The following is a 23,283-nucleotide window of genomic DNA, read 5'->3' as shown; positions in this document are numbered from 1 at the left end:
GGACGTGCTTAGCGCTCAACGTCGAAGAGCAGCATCGACACATCGTCCGCGTGGGCAATGCTCCCCGGCTGGGCATCGAGTTGCGAAACGATGGCGCGGATCAGTATCTCCGCCGGAGCCGCGACGAAATTCCGGGCGTCGGGTTGGAGGATCGAAAGCTCCGACCGTGGTCTTCGCTCAGCGATCAATGCTGGCTCCAGGCCGTCGCTGAAAAGCAGAAGCCGCTGTCCCGCCTCAAGCACGATGGACTCGTCGCTGTAGCTCTGACCGCCGACCAGGCCGAGCATCGGCCCCTCACCGTACAGTTCCTGCACGAGTTCGCCGCCCTCGAAGATCATCGGCGGCGGATGGCCCGCGACGGCGTACTCCAGTCGAAGCGTTTGCGTATCGATCACCCCGTACCATCCCGTGATGAACTGCGAGTCCGGAAGTTCCTGCGCCGCGAGTTGATCGTTGAGTTTCCCCATGACCTCGGACGGTCGGGCGATCTCCACGCCGGCAGAGCTGACGCGCCGGGGCTGGATCGCGTGCTTGATATACATTGTGAGAAGTCCGGCAGAAACTCCGTGACCAATGGCGTCCGCCAGATAAAACCCGAAGTGCCGATCGTCGAGCATGAAAATGTCGAAGATGTCGCCGCTGACCCACGTGCACGGCCGGTACAGCGTGCTGATACGGATCGGCCCGATGTTCATCTCGCTGCGCGGCAGGAACTCCCGTTGCAGCCGCGAGGCCATCTGTAGCTCGTGGTCCAGTTCGTCAAAATGATGGTTGAGTCTGTGTTGCAGGCGATGCATTCCCGCAAGTTGCCGGGCGTGTGCCCGCAGGACTGATCGCTGCTGGGCCAGCGCCGTCAGCGCGCCCCGAAGCCGCTCCATCGGCACATCCGGCGGCAGCCACACCACGCCCTCGTGCTGAGGAAGGGCTTCCTTCGCGAGTCGTACGTAACCGATCCCCTGGCAGCCCAGGGCCTCGCCCCAGGCGGCGCGACCGGCATGCGACGGGCCTGACGCATCCGCCATCAGCGCCACGTCAAACCGCTCCAGATTCGCCTCCAGGGCCGCACCGACATTGAATTGCTTTACACGACACCACTCTCGCTCTTTCAGGAGGCCTCGCGCAATTTCAGGGATTGAGGATTCACAGGCGACGAGCGCAATTTCAATTACCGGACCAGGGCCCGAAATTGACGGGACCGTCCCGACGGACCCAGCTGTTGTCTTTGCGCGCGAGATCGATGGCATCGCTTCCATCCCTTTCGAAGCCCACGAAAAGGGCCCGTCTCGCTATTTCGGTCCTCTCGGTCGAAGGGTTGAGTGCGAAGCGATGGGAAAGGGCAGTTAGTTGAGCAGTTCCGCCGGTAATTCGACATGATCGCCGGCCCGGATACCCCACTGCGCGAACTGGCCGGCCCGGACCTCGAGGGCGAATCGGGCCGGCTCGATGGACGGATAGCCGCGCTCGTCGAGCGGCTGCATGGTGTGGGTCTTCACGATCGTTCCGTCGGATCGGATGTAGGCGATGTCCAGGGGGATAATCGTGTTGTGCATCCAGAAGGAGAGCAGCCGGTCCTGGTCGAAGACGAAGATCATTCCCTGATCGGCGGGCAACTCCGCCTCGGTGACGTTCATGAGCCCGAATTCCCGCGTGACCTCCGTGTCCGCGACGTAGGCCGTGTACGTGGTTCGGCCGGTGATGACGATGGTCGCCGTCCGCATCTTCGAAAAGTCGTTTCGCGGCGTCGTCGGGCGGGGGGTCGTCGGGCGCGGATCGGCCGCGCAGCTCGACAGAACTGCCAGCGCCGTCATCGCGACGACCGTGCGAAAAACTCCGATCCAGTTATTGCGGGTATTCATGGATTTGCAGGCGTGAGCGGTTCAATCGACACTTCAAAATCCTTCGGCTCTTCAATGCGAAATCTTGAACCGTCGGGCGCCTGCCGGACGTCGATGTCCCTGAAATCGACCTCAATGCGATTGCCGTCCTTCACCCGCTCGGAGACGACCCGCACCGGCAACTCCAGGGCGCGATCGACGTAGATCTCGACGCGGCTGTATTTGTCCGCCAGGGCGGTGTTCGGCAGGGGCACGCAGTGCAGATGGTCGGTGTTTCGCGGATCGCCCAGCGTGAAATCCTCGCGCTTGACCTTGAAGTTCGCCAGGATGTCCTCGCGCTTTTGCCCGAGGGGCAGAGGAAACGGCCCTTCGCCGATCTTGAAAGGATCCTCGCGCTGTCCTTCGCGGGCGATCTCCCGCCGGATAATCTTCTTCGTCAAATCATTGCGCTCGACGAGCCAACGGCCGTCAAAGGCCCAATACTCCCCGGTATCCTTGACGACGCCGTCGGCGAGCAACTTATTAAAGTGGATGAAGAACCGGGAATTCGGCTCTCCCCGGGCGAAAAGGAGCGAGCCCTCTTTCACCTGCTCGTCTTGTACGACCTCCACCATGACGTATCGATAAAGCAACTTGCACGAGAGTCCCTTCATCGTCTTGCCTTTGGTCTCGAGACGATCGAGGATGGCGTCAAGCTTCGCGTCCCCCGACGACAGTCGGTCGGTCGCGGGCTGGACGTTCGTCGGCGCGGACTCCTTCGGCGGCGGCTCATCGGCCAGACAACCCGTCGCAACGATTGTCGCAACCAGCACGTGGACGATGGGCCACGAGGGCGATCCTGCGGGACGATCCTTTTGGAAATTGGAGATCATGCTGACGATTCTAGGCACGAGGCGTTCTCCTGGCGAGCCTAGGGCCGGAGACCCATATGGGTTAACAGTTCTGTCAACTGCGAAATGACCAGGTCCGCCTCGTCCGCCCACGGCGGCCGATCCCCGCCGCCGTCGAGTAGCAGAACGGTCGTTGCGCCCGCCGCTTTCCCGCACAGAATATCGTAGTGATAGTCTCCTATGGCATAGGACGCGGCCGGGTCCCGCTCCAGGGCCCGGCAGATGTCGAAGATCGGTTCCGGCGACGGCTTGAATGTCCCATCCTCGCGCGTTCGCACGAAATCGAGAATCAGCCCATGACGTTCCTGAAGGACGCGGGTGGACGCCCGCGAGTTTCGCGTCATCAGGGCCACCCGCCAGCCCGCCGTTCGAAGTGCCGCCACGACTTCGGCCGCGCCGGGCTGCAATTCACTGTTGGCTGCCGCCTCGGACTCATGGCGGCGGAGGATCGACTCGGCCCGCTCGCGCTCCCCCGGCGTCATCCTTCCAACCGCTTCGAGAATCGGGGAGGCGACGATGCCGATCTCCGCGCGGATCAAGTCAAAATCGAGGGTTGGCCGCGTGAGCGTGCCGTCCATGTCAAAGATTACGGCCCCGCGCGTGCAATCCATGGTACGAAATTGTCGATCGAGTCCGTCGCGCTTACTTGTCTTTCGCGGACACACGGCGCGGAGTGGGCGGATCCGGGTCCACCACGCTCGAATAGGCGCCGTTGCCCGATTTTTTGCGGAGGTGATTGCGAACGATCTTATGCGCCGACTGCGTCTCGGAATAATCCACGACTTCGACATGGTTCAGGCCCGCTTCGCGGACCGCCGCGACGACGTTGGCCTTGGTGACCGTCCGGCCGCTCTTGGGCAGGACGACCCAGATGGCGCCGTTGGGACGCAGGTTCTCGCTGAGGTCTTCCAATTGGCGCAGTTCGCTGGACCGTTCGACGCCGAGCATGACCAGGTCGCAACGCGACGACGCCTGGGAGACCAGTTTGGTCTTCTTGGTCTGGAGAGAATCCAAAAGCTCCGTGTCGTCGAGGTTCATCACCCGGATGGTATGCCCCTCTTTGACGCCCAGCTTGTCCGCCAGCGTTCGCGGGTGGAGGATATAGTCGATCCAGTTCTGCACCGCCCGCTCGCTGGCCAGTTCGATGATCACGCCGTGGCCGTGGAACCCGAACTGAATCGTCAGGTCCTGCCGCCGCGGGGCCGTCATTTCGTGGATGCGAAAGCGGAATTTGGTCTGGCCGGCAAAATCGATGTGGTCCGCCTCCATGCGCACCTTCCCGTCGTAATGATCCCGGCCGACTTGAAGCTTACACGCTGATTCCATTGCCATGCAGACAATCCTTTCTGCAAGAATTCGCGACTCATCGCCGCCCGCCTGTTCGGAAACCCGCCCTCGGCGGAAAACTCCGATCCATCGCGAGCCGCATTTGTGCGAGGCCCGAGGCGACCGCGCCGCGCCTTCCAACCCTCGGTCGGTCCGTCGTCTTCAGGGTCCGCGTCCGTGGGACCCTCTAAACGGGAGCTATATCGTCCAGGCCGGTCGGCCGTTCCACGTGCTGCCCGCCGCGAGTACTTCAATGCCCAACGTACCGGGAGCGGATTATATCAGGTCCGGGCCGAACGCGATAGGGCTTATCCTTCGTCATCGCGAAGTTTGGCAATCGTCGTAAAGTCTTCCAGCGTCGTGGTATCGCCCTCCACGCGTCCCTTCGTGGCCATCTCCCGCAACAGGCGGCGCATGATTTTTCCGCTTCGCGTCTTGGGCAGCGCCTCGGTGAAACGGATGTCCTTCGGCCGGGCGATCGCCCCTACCTGCGCGGTAACGTGCTTTTTCAGCTCATCTTTGAGTGCGTCGTCCGGCTTCGCGCCGCCCTTCACCGTAACGAACGCGGCAATGGCCTCGCCTGTGATTTCATCGGGAAACCCGACGACCGCGGCCTCCGCCACCTTGGGATGCGAGACGAGCGCCGACTCCACTTCCGCCGTTCCCAGGCGATGACCGGAGACTTTGATGACGTCGTCGACGCGGCCCATGATCCAGAAGTAGCCGTCCTCGTCGCAGCGCGCCCCGTCGCCCGTGAAATAAACGCCGGGGATCTCCGACCAATATTGCTTGCGGAAACGGGCTTCGTCACCGTAGATCCCGCGGAGCATCCCGGGCCACGGCTTGCGGATCACCAGGAACCCGCCGCTGTTGGCCTTTTGTACGACTCCCTCCTTGCTCATGATCGCCGCATCGATCCCGAAAAACGGCCGTGTCGCCGAGCCCGGCTTGGTGGGGATGGCCCCCGGCAACGGCGCGATCATCGCGGCGCCGGTCTCGGTCTGCCACCACGTGTCGACGATTGGACAGCGTTTGCCGCCGATGTGTTCGTGATACCACGTCCAGGCCGCCGGGTTGATCGGCTCCCCCACGGTGCCCAGGAGTTGCAGGCCGGTCAGATCGTGCTTCTCGGGATGCTGCGGACCCTGCTTCATAAACGCCCGGATCGCCGTCGGCGCCGTGTAGAATTTGTTTACCTTGTGCCGCGCGCAGATCGCCCAGAAGCGGTCCCAGTCGGGATGGTTGGGCGCGCCCTCGTACATGACTACGGTCACGCCATTGAGCAGCGGACCATACGCGATGTAGGTATGTCCGGTGACCCAACCGATGTCGGCCGTACACCAGAAAATGTCATTGGGCTTGAAGTCAAAGAGGAGTTTCGCCGTATAGCCCGTGTAAACCATGTAGCCGGCGGTTGTGTGCAGGATGCCCTTCGGCTTGCCGGTGCTGCCGCTGGTATACAGCAAAAAGAGCATGTGCTCGCTGTCGAGCGGCTCGGCGGGGCAGTTGTCCGTCGCGTTTGCCACGAGATCATGCCACCACACATCGCGCCCGCTTTTCATCGTGACATCGTTGCCGCAACGCCGATGCACGACGACCTTCTTAACCAGGTCGGTCATCGCGCAGGCCTCGTCCACGTTCGTCTTGAGCGGGACGATAGAACCCCGGCGATAACCGCCATCCGACGTGACGATGTAGTGCGACTCGGCGTCCTGGACCCGGTCGACGATCGCCTGGGCTGAGAACCCCCCGAAGATTACGGAATGCGGAGCGCCGATCCGCGCACAGGCCAGCATCGCGATCGGCAGCTCCGGCGTCATCGGCATGTAGATCGTGACGCGGTCGCCCTTCTTGACGCCGATCGACTTGAGGCCATTGGCGAACTTGCACACTTCACGAAGAAGCTCGCGATAAGTATATTTTCGCACCTCCCTCGGCCGCCCGTGTTCATCCACCGGCTCGCCTTCCCAGAGGATCGCCGTCTGATCGCCGCGACCGCGCTCGATCTGGAGTTCCAAACAGTTGTAGCTCATGTTCGTCTGTCCGCCGACGAACCATTCCGAAAACGGCAGGTTCCATTTCAGAACGCGGTCCCATTTCTTGAAGAAGTGAAAATTCCCCGCCACTTCGCCCCAGAAGCCCTCGGGGTCTTTGATCGAGCGCTGGTGCAAACGCTCGTATTCCGCCAGGGATTTCACGTGGGCCTGCGCGGAGAACGCCGCCGACGGCGGGTATTTTTCCGACCCGGTCATAACCGATTCGATGTGGGTGTCCGTCATGATGTTTAACCTCCGAAAACGCTCATTGGCCATTTCACCGGGCGAGCGACCGCGATTTTACTGGAAAACAGCGCGCCCGGCAAAGGCGGTTCCGATGCAGCTCGCGCCGGACGCGCGCCGTACGCACATTTGTTTGTCCGTGCGATGCGGCAACTTCATTTCGCACGCCGTGGTATTTCAGCCGCGTTGTCGGTAACATCCCCATCATGGCCCCTACCCCGCCGACGCTTGACTATTTCAAGTTCTGCCCCGGCGAAGAGCACATCAAGATCTCCAACGCCATCTGTCGCGGCCGACGCCGAACCAACTTTCCCAGGTGCCCGGGTTGTCAATTCAATGATGACGAAAAGCCCGGCAATGCCATCGCCCCGGGGGGCCGACCGCGCGATGTCGCGACCATCGAGGCCCTCTTTCGCGCCCATGACATCCTTGGCCCGGCGCCCTATCCGCTCTCCCCGGACGTGGCCTGGCGTGTCGGTCACGCCGCCGGTCAATATCTTCACGGGCGCCTGCGCGGCCTCGAGCGCGCCGATCCCCAGGTTCGTTCACTCGTCGTCGGCCGCGACCTGCGGAGCATCAGCCGGCAGCTTCAAATCGGCCTGATCGACGGAATCCGCTCGACCGGTATCGATGTCATCAACATCGGCGCGATCGATACGCCCCAGCTCTATTTCGCCGTGAACTACTTTCGCGCGTGCGGCGGAATCCAGACGACCGGCGGCCGCCATCCCGCCGGCTACAGCGGCTTTCGCATCTCCGCCGCCAAGGGCTTCCCCATCGGCGCGGAGACCGGCTTGATGAGTATTCGCGATATTGCCCTTCGCGTGCCGCGGCACGATTCCGGCTCCACCGCCGGCTGTCGCGAGGAGGACCTGAAGGAGCCATATCGCGATTTCATCCGGCGCTTCCTCATCGGCGGCGGCGCGTTGGGTCGACCGGTCAAAATCGTGGTGGATGCCGCGCGCGGCGCCGCGAGCAAGTGGTGGCCCCTTATCTTCGACGATGTTCCGGAACTGGACGTGAAACGCCTCAACTTCGACAAGGAGGGCCGGTTAGCGCGCACTCCCGACCCCCTCGACCCGGCCAACACCGCCGAGCTGCGCGCCGCAGTGAAGGACCGCCGCGCCGATCTCGGCGTCGCCTTCGATGGGGATGCCAGCCGCTGCGTCTTTGTCGACGACAAGGGCAAGGTGGTCGCCCCGGACATCATCGCCGCGTTATTAGCCCGCCGCTTTATTGAGCGAGAGCGCGGGGCGTCCATTGTTCTCGACCTGCGGTGCACGCGCGCCGCGCTGGAGGAAATCGACGAGGCCGGCGGCGTCTGCATCCCCAGCCGCATCGGCTCACAACTGCTCAAGAAGATGATGCTTGAACGGCAGGCCATCTTCGGCGCCGACATTAGCGGCCACTATTACTTCCGTGACAACTTCTACGGCGAATCCGCTTTCCTCGCCGTCGCCCACGTCGTCAGCCTTCTTGCCGAGACCGGTCGCTCCCTCTCCAATCTCGTACGGCCCATCGTGCGTTATCGCTGCACCGGAGAAATTGGCTTCGAGCATCAGGACGCCGACCGACTCTTCAACGAGATCGCCGCCGCCCATGCCGATGCACACGTGGACGACCTTGACGGTCTGACCGTCCGCTACGCCGACTGGTGGTTCAACCTTCGCCGCGCCGAAGCGCCGCCGGCGCTACGCCTGGTCCTGGAAGCCCGATCCAAGCGGCTGGTCGATCAGCACCTTGCCGAACTTTCTCCGGTGCTCGGACAGCGGCTTCGGTGTTAGACTCGGCGGCCGGAGCGAGTTCCTCTCTGCAACATTGAGAAATGTCTCATGGCGCGGAGCCCGTCCGCGCCATGAGTAAGCCGACCTTCTTCTCCCGGCCCTTTGGCTACGGGCAGATATTGTCGTCGTCGCTCATCAACTCATCGACGAACGGCGCGAGGTCGTCCAGATCGATGACGCCGTCGCCGCTAAAGTCGGCGCACGCCGGGGCCGCGCATCCGCCGCCCAGGGCGCAATCCGTAAAGACCTGGACATCGCCACCGTTGATATAGCCGTCGGCGTTCAGGTCGCCCACGCAGGCCGCGCAGGAGCTGCACGCCTGCGCCTGCAGCACGTTGGTGATCGTGAGGTCATCCACGCCCCAGCCCGTGCCCTGGACGCCGCCTAGCAGGGCTTGGAACGTCCCGCCGAGTCGGAAGCGAACGAGCGCGCCCGGCAGGCTTGTCACGCCGAAGAAATTCACGTCCTGGATCGCCCCGCCGAGGTTCACCTGCACTTGGTGCATGGCGTCCGCGCGCCCAGGAATGGGGCTTCCGGGGGTGCCGTCGCTGGAGCCGACCCATGCCATCCGCCCGGCCAACGGATTCGTCGCCCCGCTGTCGATGGTGCCGGTGTATCCGCCAGATGTGATGTGGTCTTTCAGGTCAAACCACGTCTGGCCGTCGGCGGAAATCTCCAAAATGCCGCCGCTATGGAAATCGGGCGGAGGGAGCGTATCCGAGAACCGGGCGAAATCGTAATTGTGCCAAAACGTCATCACACTGGTCGAGGTCAGGTTGACCGGCGGCAGTGTGAGGCGATCGTCCTTGGAGGTAAGCGTCGGGGAACCCGGCTGGTCGTCCAGCACGACCCAGGCGTTCGTCGCGCTGTGGGCCGTCGCGTCAGGCAGCACTTGCCACCCACCCGCGTCACGAGTGCTGAACGTCGTATACCCGGCACTGGCCGCCGGCTCGATGTCGTCGCTGAAGTCGGGACCCGACGTGAGCAATCCCTGCGGTACGCCGCTCAGACGAACCAAGTTCTGGTCCTCGTTACCGCCATTGGCCGGACCGCCTCCGTCTGGTGTGGAATCCTCTGCGCGAACGACGTAGTAATAGGTCGCGCCGCTGACCAAACCGCTCTGGTCGCGGAATGTAAGCCCGCTGACGCCTTCGGCGATCCGATTCGCTGGGCCCGGTGTGAACGTTGAACTAGTACTTCGATAGATGTTATAGCTGACCGTCGCACCGACACAATTCGCGATGCCCTCCTGCCACATCAAATCCAGTCCGCAGGTGGCCAGCGGAGGCTCGGTCACCCGACGGACTCCCAGGAAGCTCGGCAGCGTCAGGCACACGCCGGTCGTCGTGGCAGTCGCGACATTGCTATCGCCTGAAGGACATCCCGAATCCGGCACTGCGCGCACCACATAGGCGTAAGTGATGCCACCTTCGGCCTGGGTGTCGGTGAAGGTCGTCTGCGTGCCCGGCACCGAGCCGATCAGATCGTCAAAGACGACGGGGACGCCCGCGCCGACCTGCTCGCGCAGTACCAGATACTGACTCACGGCGCCTCCGGGCGCGGTCCAGTTGAGCGCGATCTGATTGTTTCCCGCCGCGGCTGCAATCAGGTTTTCCGGTGCAGACGAGAGCGGACAACAGCTTTGGTCAATCGTGATATCATCAATATACCAGCCGGGGTAATAACTCCCCTCCACGACCGGCGGGACGGTGATCGTGTTGGCGACATCGCTGCCGAAGACGAAGCGGACCACAATTTCCTGATCCGGCTCGCTCATCGGAACCAAGGCGCCCAGGAAGGCCCGCGAGCGAATCATGGATCCCAGATTGCCGCCGGTGTAAGCCGGCCGGTTTGCCAGCGTATTGTCGCTTCCCTCCGCGTCGAGCACGCCATTGTAGGGGTTCTCGTAGATTAAGTGCCCGATATCGACAAATGTGCCGACGAGGCCGGTCGTGTCGTCGACGAGCGCCGCTTCGACCACGCCGCCGTCGAATGCCGGCTCCGTCAGGTACGAATGGTAGAAGCTCAGAATGCTGGTCGGAGTGATCGTGATGACGTCGCTGGTCAGCGTGTAAATCGTATCGCCCGACGGGGCGACGGACTTATTGTCGGGATTAAAGGTATGCCACATCGTGGCCGGTGAGTGCGGGGTCACCAGGTCCGAATTGCTGTCCCGGAACCAGCCACCGCGTTCCATTTGTGCGGGGCTCGTAAACCCAATCGAAGTGAAGTGAGCGCTACTCTGGTTGTCAGGCCCGCTCTCGACATCGTCAGTGAAGCCCTGGGACACGAGTGCCGCACTGGTAACCAGCGCGGAGCGACGCAGCGTATTTGTATCCTCGTTTCCGTCATTCGCCGGCCCGCCATTACCTGTCGTCGAATCTTCGCCCCGCACGACGTAATAATACAAGGTATTCAAGGCGCCAGGCGTATCGGAATAGCTGTTGCCCGCGACACCCGTGGCAATTCGGTTGCCGGCGCTCGGAGTAAAGGTTGCCGACGTATCGCGATAGATGTTGTAGGTAACGACCGGCCCGCCCGCGCAGTTTGAAAGCGCCGGCAGCCAATCCAACAGGACCCGCGCGCAGTCGCCGGGTATGATCACCCGGGTTAGTCCATTAAAGAACGGATCCGTCGCACACGGCAGCGCCCCGCCGAGCGGAATCACGCTGACGACATTGCTGTCGGAGACGCAATCATCGTTGCGCGCCGCGCGGACACGGTAGTAATGCGTCAAACCGCCATCGCGGCCCGTATCCGTAAACACGGTCGAAGCTGAGCGAGCGATCTCGACATACGGCGTGGGCTGAACTGTCGTTCCCGCGCCCGTCGTGCTGCGGTAGATAATGTACTCCGCCGCCCCATTGGGCGTGATCGTAATATCGACCGTGTTCGGAGAGTTGGAGACTGCCGTAAATACCGGCGCGGAGAGAGGCCCGCCTGCGGCTTCGCAATCCGCCACACTCTGGGGCACCGTGAAGTCTTCGACAATTGCGGCCGCTCCGGAATCCTGTCCGCCGGTCGAGAACGCCGCGCTGCCGACACCGCGATTGGCAAATGCCCGCCAAATCACGTCGACGAGCGAACCGCCTATCGCCCGGTCGGCCGCCAGGATCGCGTCGCGCATGTCCACCATCGTGGGGTTACACGGTGCGAGCTTCATGCCGTCGGTCACATCAAACAACACGGCGAACGTCGCGTTCTCGATCGTCGCGTTGTCGATTTGCGCGGGGCTGTTGCTGCCGTCCGTCGTTCGACCCTGGGCATTCTTGATGTTGCCGGCAGGGGAGCCCGCCGAGGTAAAGGTGGGAAAGGTCGGTCCGCCGGGGAATGCCCGATTGTGAAAGCGATTGATCATCGCCTCGCGCACTTCCCAAAGAACGATGGACCAAAACTCGCCGATGTCGTGAACTTCACACGCTACCAGGCTGGGGTTGCTGGGAGGACCCGTACAAATGAAGCCGTACGTGAAGTCGTCGGGCCCTTCATTCATCGCGAAGCGGCGAATGCCGGCCGCCGTATCGCCAGTGGCATATTCTCCCATCACCGGCTCGTCGGCGATCATTGCGGCGTACCAATCGCCCCATCCTTCGCCCATGCCACCGGATTCGCCCACCAACCCGACGCCGAGACAAGACGTATTGTTTGGCCCGCCGACGAGTCGATTTGACAATCCGTGAGAAATCTCGTGATACACGATATCGGCGTCGAGATCTCCATCCCGGAGCAGCGATGTGAAGAGAAACATCTGCATGCGTGGATGGGAACCGTCCGGCGGCGTGCCGAAGTTGGCGTTGTCCGTGCTCGAGCCGTCTTGGGCGTCGGCGTAAAGATAGTCACCGCCGGCGCCGCCGCGCCCGAAATTATCTTGTTGAAAGTTTCCCGCCGCCTCCGTAAACCCCAAGTGATAGAGAAAATCGTGATACCAATTGCTGTAATAGAACAAATTCGTGACGACCGCAGGTAGATCGGGCGCCGCCCCGGCCAGCCGCGCCGCGGTGTCGGCGTAGGGACCGTTCTGAGCGTAATAATGCTGGTACACATATGCGGGGCCGCTGAAGTCACCATTTAGGCCCCCATCCGGCCGAAAGCCGATGGTCGCCTCGTTATCCGCCGCGTGATCATCCTTGGCATCCACATTGTTGCCGATCGTGGTGTAATGACCGGCCTGCAGAGTGAACCATCCACTCGGCGACTGCGGAGTCGACACCAGCGGCAGGCTGTTGGATCGCACCGGGTTCGTCGAATTGGGCATTGGCAAAAGCGTCTGGTCGATGACGAATTCGCCTGCGTGCGGCGTCACCGAATAGCTGTCCGCTCCATTCAGCGGCGCATTGGCATAGCCGCGCGCATGCCCGGACGGGTCACACGTGTAGGGATACTTTCGCGACTGATCGCCGGTTCCTCGCACCGTCGCCAGCGGATGATCCGTATAAACGAGGGCGCGGGGCCCGGCGGGGTTAGCCTCGGGGGGCGACGAGGGCGTTAGCAGGCCCGTACAAGCGTAGAGGTTTCGGCGATTCAGGATCTGCCCGGAATTGGCGTCGATGACCACGTCATACCATTCCAAGCCGTTCTTCTCCAGCAACATCCGATACGCCAGCCGGGGATTGCCCAAGAGCGGGTAAACCACTCGCGTAACGCTAACCGGAGCCAAAAACGCCCCTTGAGCTAATTCGACTTTGTCACCTCTGGCTCCTGTCCGAGTCGCGTGGTAGTTGACACCCACGTGTTGTGCGGCCAATTCCGCCGCCCGCTCGGGGGTCAGCGCGGCCGCGGCCGGAACGCGAACCCCCGGGAATACATCGCCCTGAACGCTTAGCACTTGCCCGCGCGCGTTGATGTGGACACCCAGGCTGGCCGGAAAAACAGGAATCCCGTCGGCCAGTTGCCCATAAAAAACGTGCGTCACGCCGTTGTGCGCGTCCGTGTACTGCGCATCAAGCTGGAGGTTGGTGATCTCCTGGTCTGTGAATCCATAAAAAGCCTTGTTGGCGCGCAGGAACGCCTCCGCGATGGCCTCGGCAGGTTGACCCGAAGGAGCTGTCAGCGGCCTCGAGCCCGCCAGGCTCCTTGGCGCAAGACCCTGCGTGTTAACTGTGATGCGCAAGTCGCCCCCGATTGCCGCCTCCAGTTCGGCCAGTTTCGCCTTCTGGGCCGGCTTCAGCGCGACGCTCGCGCCGGTTTCCATCCGAATACCTCCGGCGAAGTCAAAATCCGGCAGGGCCGACGGAGGGTGGGCTTCACCGGCCCTGACCGGCGCGGCAAAAAGAATGCTCATCAAGTACGACGCGAAAAGATGGGTTCGGCTCATGGAAATTTCCTCTCTTTAATGACCATCTGGCCGCGGACCTGCGGGCACGGATTTCGTCAGAATCAGTTTTGTAGTGGTACCGCGCCGGTCCGATGGACCTTCGATGACTCCCTCTCCCCCAACCCAGCATCGAACGAATGCGCACGCTCTGCGCGGACGTGGAATCACGCCCTCACCGCAAGTTTAAAACGCCTGCTTCGATAAATTCCCGGCACCGCCCAGATGGGCCGGCCCGTCATCTCTAGCAATTTGCGTGCCGAAATCGCCTTCCCGGCCAAAATCGTGTTTCACACTCGAAAACTCGATCCCCCCGGCGTTAACGAAAACGTTACCAGCGCATGCTCACACAACGCGCTGTGCGAACAGGGTCATTAGCAGGGATACCGGCGTTGCTCTATCGGTCGCGCATCTCTATAATCCGGATGAACGTCTCGTTATCTCGGCCTATTCGGGATAGTGAGTTATTCCTTGAAGGTCGGGGGCGATCTGGCTTCGACCGGGCAAGTTGACGGAAAGGTGGCGTGCCGAGGTGGTCAGGCGGCCTCGTAAAACACCTGGCAAAATTTTACATGCTAACTCTCAGTTAAGCATGGCAGCCTAAAACGACTGCCCGTCAATCCGCCAACGCCTGCTAGGCGGGGCGACGGTAACCAGCAGGCTGGCTGGTTTGCGCTGCTCGGCCGTGAGCCGGTGAGAAAACAGCGGAGCTGGACCCGATGGTAGCCTGTCGATGGGCGCCCACCGGGTCGACGACAAACCATCGACTATGCACGTAGAGGCCTTTTCTGAAGTGCTACGGGACGCGGGTTCGATTCCCGCCGCCTCCAGTCGCGGAGTGTTGCGAAAAAGCCAATAAGGACGGGCTTTTTCGCGCACTCTCCGCGTTTTCTTTTGCGGTCGATTGGCTCAAAAACCCAAGTATGAAATCCCCCTTGCGCATAGCCATGTGGTCCGGCCCGCGCAACATCTCTACGGCGTTGATGCGCGCTTGGGGCAATCGGCCCGACACAGCGGTGTGCGACGAGCCACTCTACGCTCATTATCTGTTGAAAACCGATGTGGATCATCCCGGTCGTGACGAAGTCGTCGCTCATCACGAGACGGATTGGCGGAAGGTCGTGGCCTCTCTGACGGGCCCCATCCCTGAGGGCAAGCGCATCTATTATCAAAAGCACATGGCGCATCATTTGTTGCCGGAGATCGACCGTGGTTTCCTGCGGCATTTGACGAATGGGCTGCTGATCCGCCATCCCGCAGAAATGCTGACATCGCTCACCAAAGTCCTTCCACACCCGCGATTGGCGGACACCGGCCTTCCCCAGCAACTCGAGATTCTTCAGTTCATCGAAGGCGCTACGGATAGCGCGCCGCCCATCGTTGATGCACGAGACGTCCTGGAGAACCCTCGCCGGATGCTCGAACTGCTTTGCATCGCACTGGGAGTTGAATTCTCAGAGTCGATGCTCTCCTGGCCCGCCGGACGACGATCCACCGACGGGATCTGGGCCCAACACTGGTATGCGGCGGTCGAGAAATCCACCGGCTTTGAGCCGTATCGACCCAAACACGAAGAGATGCCGGAGCACCTGCGACCCCTTCTCGAAGAATGCCTGGGCTGTTATGAAGCGCTTTATGCCCAGCGCCTGGGCCGTTGATTGAAGGCGACGTCTGCGCCATCATTGGAAGACCATGCTCCAATCTTTCAACCCGCTGAACAAGGACCTCCTCATCAATATCAACGGTCGGCTGATCCACCGCGACGAGGCGGGCATCAGCCCGTTCGATTCGGCGGTCCAGGGCGGCGACGCGGTGTGGGAGGGGCTACGACTCTACCGCGGTCGCATCTTCAAGCTCTATGAGCATTTGGCGCGACTGCGCAGCTCGGCCAAGGCCCTCGCCTTTGCCGAGATTCCCGCGGATGAACACATGGTCGGCGAACTTCGCCGCACACTCGCCGCCAACCACATGACAGACGGTGTGCACGTTCGGCTGACCCTCAGCCGCGGCGTGAAGTACACCAGCGGGATGGATCCGCGGCTGAATACCGCCGGGCCCACCCTGATTATTGTCGCCGAGCACAAGCCGCCGGTTTACGACAAGTCGGGCGTCACCTTAATCACCAGCAGCATCCGCCGTTTTCCTCCGGACTGTCTGGATCCCAAGATCCATCATTGCAATCTGATCCAGTCGATCCTCGCCAAGATCGAGGCCAACGTCGCGGGCGTGGACGACGCCTTGATGCTCGACACGCGGGGTTTCATCGCCGAGACGAATGCGACGAATGTGTTCATCGTTGAAGGGGGGATGGTGCGAACCAGCCGGCCGATCGCCTGTCCCGAGGGCATCACCCGGGCGACCGTATTGGGTCTGTGTCAGTCGCATGGAATTCCCTGTGCCGAGGTGGACCTGTCGTTGACCGAACTCTATCGCGGAGAGGAGTGTTTCTGCAGCGGCACGATGGGTGAGCTGGCGCCGGTCATCAAAGTGGATGGCCGAGTGATTGGCGATGGTCGTGCGGGGCCGATGACCGCGCGCCTGAGCGAATTGTACCGAAAATTGACCGAGACCGAGGGAGTGGAAGTCGTCTGAATTGAATTGATATACGGCCCAGGCAAGACGTTAACGGCAAGAGATTAATACGCTTCGACGCCGTCTTAACCACCAGGCGATTCGACATTTCTGCAATATCCCCATCTTCCCCCGACATTGGATTTGGTGTACGTGTTCAAACCCTTACTCCTGGGAGAAGATTATGACAATCGGACATTTTCTGGGAACAAACATTAAGATCGCGCAAACAGCGCTCGTTCTTGCCACACTTCTTTGCGCGTCCACGGCTGGGGCCTTCCCCCCCCGTCCCCCCCGGGACCGAACGCCGCCCACGACGCCTAGCAACCTGCACGTCACGGGCGTTTCCGACTTCCACGTCTCCCTTGCCTGGGACGGCTCCTCGGACAACTCCGGGAGCTTCTTTTATGTCATCGTCTCCAGCTCCGGGCAAATCGCAAACGCAGGGATGACGAACCCCACCTGCACGTTTACAACCGGACACAACGCGGGGGCCACTTATACGTTTTACGTCTATGCTCGCGATCAAGCCGGTAATGTGTCACAGAACAGCAATATCGCGACCGCGACGCTGCTACCTGCCGGTAGTCAGCCGAGCGCGCCCACTCTCACGCTGACTCATGTCGGGCCCAACCATATCGCACTCGCGTGGACGCCCGCGTCCGACAACGGTCCGCCCATCCGCTACTGGTTCTACTGGAACGGCCAGCTGCTCTTTTCTGCGGGCCAGACGACGTCCCACACACTTTACTACCTCCAGCCGCAGACCACGCACACGATTACCGTACAGTCCCGGGATGGGAAGAATCGCTTTTCGCCACACAGCAATGCGATCACGGTGACGACCCCGGCGCCGGACCCCAATGACACGACGCCTCCTACAACGCCGACGAATCTCTATGCGATCGGTTTTGACGGCGACACGGAGTTCGAGGTGGTCTGGGGGGCGTCGACTGACAACGTCACCGAGCAACCGTACATACGCTACGACATCTACATGAACGGCGTCTTGTTGGATTGGACCGTCGGACGCACCCGCGTCACGGAATACGGCGAGCATGGTGAAAGCATCATCGAGGTGACCGCCACCGACGAGGCGGGCAACACATCGGCCCCGGCCACGACGACGCTTCAACTCCCATGACGCATCACGCGGCTTCCAACCCCGGACCCACGATGGTTCCGGGGTTGTGGGCTGCGGACGTTCCATGTGCTCGGCTCGCACGATCCGGCGCCTAGTCGAGCTGCTTGCGAAACCGCAGGACGCTCGCTGTTAGGATGGCCCCGCCGACGATCACCAGCCCGGAAATGTGCGTGAACATATCCGCGAAATCCGCCGCGCGAAGGATGACACCTCGCAGAATTTCGATGAAATAGGTGACCGGCAAAATGAACCCGACCAGATACAACACAGTCGGCATCTCCGACCGCGGAAACATGAAGCCCGACAGGAGTACCGAGGGCAGCATTACCAGAAACGAGAATTGCATCGCCTGGAGCTGCGTCTTGGCGAGCGTGGACAGTAGGAGCCCCAGGCCCAACGCGGTCACGATGAACAGCCACGACAACGCCAGGAGAAGCGTCAGGCTCCCGTTGATGGGCACTCCAAATACCGCGGTCATGACCGTCAGAACGATCAGCAACTCGCCAAAGGCCATCAAGGCGTAGGGCACGAGCTTTCCGAACATCAGGCCGGCGCGGCCGACGGGGGTTACGAAGAGCTGCTCCAATGTCCCGTGCTCGCGTTCCTTTACGATGGAAAAGCTCGTCAGGAAAACCAGCACAAGCTGCATGATGATCGCGATGAGTCCCGGCACGAAGAAGTGCGAGCTTTCCAGGTTGGGATTGAACAAGAGCCGCGAGCGGGCCTCGATGGGCGGGGCGAATTCGCCGCGCTCGTCCCGCGCCGGGCCGATCTGCAGCGACTCCACCATCGCCCGCGCCTTGCCGATCGAAAGCTGCAAGGCGAGCAAGTTGACGGTGTTGAGCGCCGTCGTGGCCACCTGAGAATCACTGCCGTCGATGAGCACCTGGACGTGCGCCTGCTCCTGCCGAAGCAGCCGCTCACTGTAATCCGACGGGATCAGGACGCCCGCCTTCGCCTCTCCGGAAGTCAGGGCCCGCCGAAACGCGTCCGCGTCCGTGACGCGGGCCTTCACGCGAAACGTCCGCGAAGCTGTCAACGCCTCCACCAGGCGCCGGCTCTCCTGATGGCCGTCCAGGTCCATCACGACGAGCGGGATGTTCTCGATCGTGACCTCGATCGCATACCCGAAGATCGTAAGCTGCAGCGCCGGAACGACGAACGCGAAGAAGATCGTCCCCCGGTCGCGCCGGATGTGCGAGAATTCCTTCAACAAGACCGCCCAGAAGCCGTTCACCGCCCGTCGGCCTCCTCTTGTTTTGACTTTTCATTGTCTTGGTTTGTCGGCGGTTCCTTCCGGTGCAGCGGCGTCTGCCAGAAATCACCGGGGGCATGGATCTCCGCTCGGCGATCGATGTGGCGCAGCCCCTCACCGCTCACGTATCCGATTTTTGCGTCCAGGATGCGTTTGAATCCCGTACTCGACGCCGACCAGGGATACGCAACGAATTGGATCACTGATACGAATACGATCGCCCGCATCCACCGGTCGGCCGCCTCGGGCCGAAATCGATCGTTCAGCCATAGGGCGATCAAACAATAAGCCGGCGGCAGGAGCGGCAGCATGTGTCCTGGTTCGGTCATGTGAATCAGCAGCAGAAACGCCGCCGTCGGCATCCACCACAAGAGAAGGAGAATCCGCGTATCGCGTTTCGCTCCCCGACCGTTATACATCACCGCCAAGGGGAGCAACAACGCCGCAGCTCCCATATGCCACCCGATGTTGATTCCCAGCTTGACTGCGTTTCGCGCCAGACCGTCGACGGGGCCCAGCCGAAAGACGCTCGTATTTAAGACAACGTCAACCGTATGCCTCAAATGCGGCGCCGGCAGGCGGACATCGGCTCGGCCATACACAGCCGCCGTCGCAACGGTCAGGAGAATGACACCGCCGGCCAGGATAAGCAGCGCCTTGAATCCCCCGACGGCGCGGCCTCGCCAGACGGCGAAAGCGATGACCGGCCCGACGGTCAGCAACAAGTCGACGCGCAGGCATAATCCGATCGCCATCACCAGCGCCGCCGCCAGAAGCGGCCTCGCGCGATGTTCCGCCATCGACTGATGACACAATACAATAATAACCCACCCAAGCGTGCATCCCGCCGCGTAGTTCAATGCCGTCGTCCCCACGAACCAGAGCAACGGACACACGCCCAGCGCCAGCGCCGTCCACCACGCCAGAGAATCGCGAACGCTTCGACGGAGTGCAAGATAGCACAGCACCGGCAGGAGAACGGATGCGGCAACGGACCACGCCTGATACGACGCATAAGGTGAAAACCCAAGGGCGTTGAGCGCCGTCCCCATTGCCACCCACAAGGGATAACCGGGGTGGTGCACAGGATACTGCGCGGGGAATCCGAGGGCCGAGACGAAACTCATTTCATCGCCATGCACGGGCCAGGGATGTTCGAGGTAGGCCCACCGCAGTGCCGCCAGGAGCACCGCCAGCCCAAGCGCCTTGGCGGCTCGATGAGAAGGTGGATCGTCGATTCCGCCGCTGTCCATGCGCTGCTTCGTCTTACAAACTCCAGATGCGCGGGATCAAGAGCACGCTAATCAGAAAACAAAGGACATTCAAAGGCAGCCCGACCTTCACAAAGTCGGAAAATCGATAGCCGCCGGGACCAAAGATCATCATGTTTGTCTGGTAGCCGATCGGCGTGGCGAAGGCGGCCGACGCCGCGATCGTCACGGTCATCACCAGCGGCCGCGGATCGATCTGTAACTCCTTGGCCGTCCATATGGCCACCGGAAACACCAGGGCCGCCGCGGCGTTGTTCGTCAGCAATTCGGTGAGCAGATTGGTGATGAGATAGATCACAACGACCGCGGCAACGGGGCCGAAGGGCGTGATCAGCGGATGGAACAAATCGACGATGAACTTGGCCGCCCCCGTATTCTCCATCGCGCGCGCGATCCCGAAAGACGCCGCGATAACGTACAACACGTCCCATTGAATGTTGCGCCTGGCGGTGGATGGCGCCACGCAGCGGGCGATCACCATCAGCCCCGCCGCCGCGAAGGCGAAAAACACGCGGCTTCGGTCCAGGCTCTTTGCCAACTGAGGGTCGGCGCCGGTCCATTGCAGGACGTCGGGCAGCCCCATCATGACGACCATCGCGCCCAGGATCACCAGCGCGAGCGTCGCTTTTTCATGGCGCACCGGCACCGCCTCGTCCACTTCGCTGACGAGATAAAAGTCCGGGTTGTTGCGGTGCGCTCGAAGAAAGCCCGTCGCCGTTTGCAACAGCAGCGTGTCCCCCGGTCGCAGGACGATATTACCGATTTTGCCCTGCAAACGCTCCCCACTGCGATGCACGGCGATGACCGCAGCGTCATACACCGTACGGAAGTTCGCCCCGCGGATGCTGCGGCCCACCAGCGGGCTCGCCGGGCTGACGACCGCCTCGCACAGGCGGCGATCGAGGCGGTCCAGGCGCGAGGTCCGTCCCTGCTCTTCAATCGGCACGAGGCCCTTGGTCTTTTGCAGATCGACGATCGTGCCGACGACGCCGACAAAGACGAGGTGATCGCCGGCCTCGAGGAGTTCGTCGGGGCCGACCGGCGACAGCACCTGCGCGTCCCGCTCGATCTCCACGAGAAAAAGGCCGGGCAGTTGCCGCAGCCCGGCGGCCTGCACGGACTGGCCCACGAAGGGGCACGCCGGCTCAACCAGCATCTCGATCATGTATTCGCGGCGCGATTCTCCCAATTGCTCGAAGAGTTCCTGCCGCGCGGGGAGGAGTTTGGGTGCGATGAAGACAAGGTAGAGGATCGCAACGATGGTGACCGGGAGCCCGACGTAACCGATCTCGAAGAACCCCATTCCCGTGTGGCGGGTCTCGGGGTTGTCGACCATCATCCCGTGGACGACGAGGTTGGTGCTCGTTCCGATGAGCGTGCACAGGCCCGCGGCCACGGTCGCATGGCTCATGGGCATCAAGTATCGCGACGCCGATTGCCGATGCTTGCGGCACCAGTCGACGACGATCGGCATGCCCATCGCGACAATCGTGGTGTTGTTGAGAAACGCGGACATTGCAGCGATCGGGAGAAGAAGCCGGCCCAATACCCGCCGCTCGCTTTGCGGTTGCCCCAGGATGCGTCGGGCCAAACCGTCCAAGGCGCCGCTTTCCCGCAGGCCCGCCGCGACCACAAAGAGCGCTGCGACGGTCAACATTCCCGGATTGGAAAAACCGGAGAGGGCCTCGGCCGGCGAGATGATGCCGAGGAGCGCCAGCAGGGTCAGGCCGCCCAGAAAAATGATGTCGGCCAGATGCGCACGGCGCGCCAGCCCGAGAAGCATCACCAGGACTAGAGCGAGGGTAAACCAACCTTGCCAATTCATCGCGGGGTCAGGACTCCTGGCTGAGTGAAGAAGATAATCCGCCGATGACCGATCGGTCTAGGGCAAAAGCGTTCCCGGAGAAATACGCTCCACGATCCAAACAGCGAGCGGCGGCAGGAAGATGGCCGGCAGCATGTTTGCCACGGGGATCTTCTTGATCTCCAGGATCATCAGGGCCGTCGCCAGCAGAACGACACCACCGACGACGTTCATCAGCTCCAGTGAGAGTTCGGGAATCCTCTCAGCGAAACCGTATGCCGCCCATGCCAAGCCGCCCTGCAAGAGTAGTACCGTTAAAACGCTGAAAAGAACGCCAATTCCCAATGACGCCGCCAGGGCCATCGAACAGAAGCCGTCGAGGAACGCCTTGATATAGAGCAGGTTCGGCTTCGCGTCAGCTCCATTTTGCAAACAACCCAACAAGGTGAGCGGCCCCACGCAGAAGATTACGCTGGCCGTCAGGAAGCCTTCAGCGAACCGCCCGCCGCCCGTGTCCCCTGATCCTCCGCCCATCCGGAGGTGAATGAGTCGACCCAGGCCCTCAATCCGCTCGTGCAGTCGCAGAGCCGTTCCCAGAATCGAACCGACGATCAGTGAGCCGATCATGACCATACCGAGTCGCGCACCATACGTGGGCACGCCGGCCCCAAAGTTGCTTACCGCGCGGCCCATGCCCAGGACCGACGCATCGATGGCCAGCGTGACGGTCACCAGGCCCAGGCAATCCAAAATGATCCGTTGATAGCGCTGGGGGATCTTCGCGGCCAGCAGCAGGCCGACCGTGGAGCCGACCGCGACGGTGGCCACATTGACTATCGTGCCGTTGAAGATCGACCACATGACCGCGCTCCCGCTGCCTCGAACGCTATTCGCCCCCTTATTCATCGTCAATGTCACACGAGCAATCCGTCTCGACGCTTTGACTTTTCGATATATCGCCGCTTTTCTTTAGGCGTGCCTGAACTGCCTGAAGTCGAGACGATCGCCAGCCGACTGGCCGCCCATCTGCCGGGGGCGGTCATCGAGTCGGTCCATATCCACCGCGCGGACATTATTCACCACGGCGGCGAGACCGTGGCGAGCGGATTGACAGGCATGAGGGTTGCGGCCGTCGATCGGCACGGCAAGCGGCTCTTTGTTCGACTGGACGGCGGCGATCTCGTCGTCCACCTCGGAATGACGGGCTGGCTCACACTGTTGCCCGCGTCGGAACCAGTCCTGCCGCACACCCACGTCCGATTCGCCTTCACCGGTCGGACGGATGAACTGCGCTTTCGCGATCCACGCCGATTCGGCGGGATCTGGTTCTTTGGCGCCGGCGAGAATGGCCAAGCGCAGCGGCTGAATACGTTGGGCCCTGATGCCCTCTCGATTCGAGTGCCCGTGCTTCGCACCCTGCTCAAACGCCGGCGGCAGATCAAGGCCCTTCTGATGGACCAGCAGGCGATCAGCGGTTTGGGCAACATCTATTGTGACGAGGCCCTGTTCTCCGCGCGGATTCACCCGCTCACGCTCGCCGCCGCACTTTCCGAATCGCAAGTGCGGAACCTGGCCTGCGCGATCCGGAAGGTGCTTCGTGCCTCCATCCGATCCGGTGGTACGACCATCAGCGATTACCGGGGAGCCGACGGCCAACAGGGCGATTTTCAAAATCGGCTGCGGGTCTACGATCGCGAAGGCGGCCCGTGCACTCGCTGCGGCGCGAAGATTCGTCGCATTCTCGCCGCGGGGCGCTCGACACACTACTGCCCCCGCTGCCAGAAGCGCCGGCGGTGAGCGACGGTCCGCCGCC

The 23,283-nt window shown here is 61.9% G+C and carries 16 protein-coding genes and 1 other RNA gene; 6 read left to right on the top strand and 11 right to left on the bottom strand.

Annotated features, from left to right (window positions below):
* Window positions 1-8 precede the first annotated feature (8 nt).
* The 6 genes from VJZ71_02435 to acs all read right to left on the bottom strand — a co-directional run bounded on the left by VJZ71_02435 (window position 9) and on the right by acs (window position 6,330).
* Window positions 9-1,244 (bottom strand): PP2C family protein-serine/threonine phosphatase, encoded by a 1,236-nt coding sequence (locus VJZ71_02435; GenBank protein HKQ46908.1) that lies wholly within the window; start codon window positions 1,242-1,244, stop codon window positions 9-11.
* 96 nt (window positions 1,245-1,340) lie between these two features.
* Window positions 1,341-1,856, bottom strand: a complete 516-nt coding sequence (locus VJZ71_02430; protein ID HKQ46907.1) for a DUF192 domain-containing protein — start codon at window positions 1,854-1,856, stop codon at window positions 1,341-1,343.
* A complete protein-coding gene (locus tag VJZ71_02425; protein HKQ46906.1) occupies window positions 1,853-2,725 on the bottom strand; it encodes a hypothetical protein in 873 nt (290 codons plus the stop codon). The genes VJZ71_02430 and VJZ71_02425 overlap by 4 nt, the downstream gene beginning before the upstream one ends.
* 20 nt (window positions 2,726-2,745) lie before the next feature.
* Window positions 2,746-3,336, bottom strand: a complete 591-nt coding sequence (locus VJZ71_02420; protein HKQ46905.1) for an HAD family hydrolase — start codon at window positions 3,334-3,336, stop codon at window positions 2,746-2,748.
* A gap of 31 nt (window positions 3,337-3,367) precedes the next feature.
* A complete protein-coding gene (locus VJZ71_02415) occupies window positions 3,368-4,057 on the bottom strand; it encodes a DUF3052 family protein (GenBank protein HKQ46904.1) in 690 nt (229 codons plus the stop codon).
* Between the two features lie 302 nt (window positions 4,058-4,359).
* Window positions 4,360-6,330, bottom strand: coding sequence for an acetate--CoA ligase (gene acs, locus VJZ71_02410; protein ID HKQ46903.1), 1,971 nt, complete (start codon window positions 6,328-6,330; stop codon window positions 4,360-4,362).
* Window positions 6,331-6,536: 206 nt separating this feature from the next.
* Here acs and VJZ71_02405 point away from each other — a divergent pair, with 206 nt between their 5' ends.
* Window positions 6,537-8,114 carry a hypothetical protein gene (locus tag VJZ71_02405; protein HKQ46902.1) on the top strand — a complete coding sequence of 526 codons (1,578 nt, stop codon included), beginning with the start codon at window positions 6,537-6,539 and terminating at the stop codon, window positions 8,112-8,114.
* Between the two features lie 106 nt (window positions 8,115-8,220).
* Here VJZ71_02405 and VJZ71_02400 read toward each other — a convergent pair whose 3' ends face one another.
* Window positions 8,221-13,428 carry a M36 family metallopeptidase gene (locus VJZ71_02400; protein ID HKQ46901.1) on the bottom strand — a complete coding sequence of 1,736 codons (5,208 nt, stop codon included), beginning with the start codon at window positions 13,426-13,428 and terminating at the stop codon, window positions 8,221-8,223.
* A gap of 477 nt (window positions 13,429-13,905) precedes the next feature.
* On the opposite strand from VJZ71_02400, the gene ssrA reads away from it, so the two are divergent.
* The 4 genes from ssrA to VJZ71_02380 all read left to right on the top strand — a co-directional run bounded on the left by ssrA (window position 13,906) and on the right by VJZ71_02380 (window position 17,140).
* Window positions 13,906-14,258, top strand: a transfer-messenger RNA (tmRNA) gene (gene ssrA / locus VJZ71_02395).
* A gap of 102 nt (window positions 14,259-14,360) precedes the next feature.
* On the top strand, window positions 14,361-15,083 hold the full coding sequence (locus VJZ71_02390) for an HAD family hydrolase (protein ID HKQ46900.1): 723 nt from the start codon (window positions 14,361-14,363) through the stop codon (window positions 15,081-15,083).
* Between the two features lie 34 nt (window positions 15,084-15,117).
* Entirely contained in the window at window positions 15,118-16,017 is a 900-nt protein-coding gene (locus VJZ71_02385) for an aminotransferase class IV (protein HKQ46899.1), read from the top strand.
* 163 nt (window positions 16,018-16,180) lie between these two features.
* Window positions 16,181-17,140 (top strand): fibronectin type III domain-containing protein, encoded by a 960-nt coding sequence (locus VJZ71_02380; GenBank protein HKQ46898.1) that lies wholly within the window; start codon window positions 16,181-16,183, stop codon window positions 17,138-17,140.
* A 91-nt stretch (window positions 17,141-17,231) separates the two neighbouring features.
* On the opposite strand, the gene VJZ71_02375 is transcribed toward VJZ71_02380, so the two are convergent.
* From VJZ71_02375 to VJZ71_02360, 4 genes are read right to left on the bottom strand one after another with little or no spacing between them, the layout of a single operon-like run.
* Window positions 17,232-18,377, bottom strand: coding sequence for an ABC transporter permease (locus VJZ71_02375; protein ID HKQ46897.1), 1,146 nt, complete (start codon window positions 18,375-18,377; stop codon window positions 17,232-17,234).
* Window positions 18,374-19,648, bottom strand: coding sequence for a hypothetical protein (locus tag VJZ71_02370; GenBank protein HKQ46896.1), 1,275 nt, complete (start codon window positions 19,646-19,648; stop codon window positions 18,374-18,376). Before VJZ71_02370 ends, VJZ71_02375 begins: the two co-directional genes overlap by 4 nt.
* 13 nt (window positions 19,649-19,661) lie before the next feature.
* Window positions 19,662-21,491, bottom strand: coding sequence for an SLC13 family permease (locus tag VJZ71_02365; protein ID HKQ46895.1), 1,830 nt, complete (start codon window positions 21,489-21,491; stop codon window positions 19,662-19,664).
* 57 nt (window positions 21,492-21,548) lie between these two features.
* Window positions 21,549-22,388: a DUF554 domain-containing protein gene (locus VJZ71_02360; protein HKQ46894.1), complete on the bottom strand. Its 840-nt coding sequence runs from the start codon at window positions 22,386-22,388 to the stop codon at window positions 21,549-21,551.
* 57 nt (window positions 22,389-22,445) lie between these two features.
* Between VJZ71_02360 and mutM the strand changes: the two genes are divergently transcribed.
* Complete coding sequence (mutM, locus tag VJZ71_02355; GenBank protein HKQ46893.1) at window positions 22,446-23,267, top strand: bifunctional DNA-formamidopyrimidine glycosylase/DNA-(apurinic or apyrimidinic site) lyase; 822 nt, start codon at window positions 22,446-22,448, stop codon at window positions 23,265-23,267.
* The last annotated feature ends 16 nt before the right edge of the window (window positions 23,268-23,283 follow it).

It is taken from the genome of Phycisphaerae bacterium (genome assembly GCA_035275405.1).
Classification (GTDB): domain Bacteria; phylum Planctomycetota; class Phycisphaerae; order UBA1845; family UTPLA1; genus DATEMU01.
Note: the sequence above shows the minus strand (reverse complement) of the source record. Positions and strands in the feature narration are given on the sequence as shown.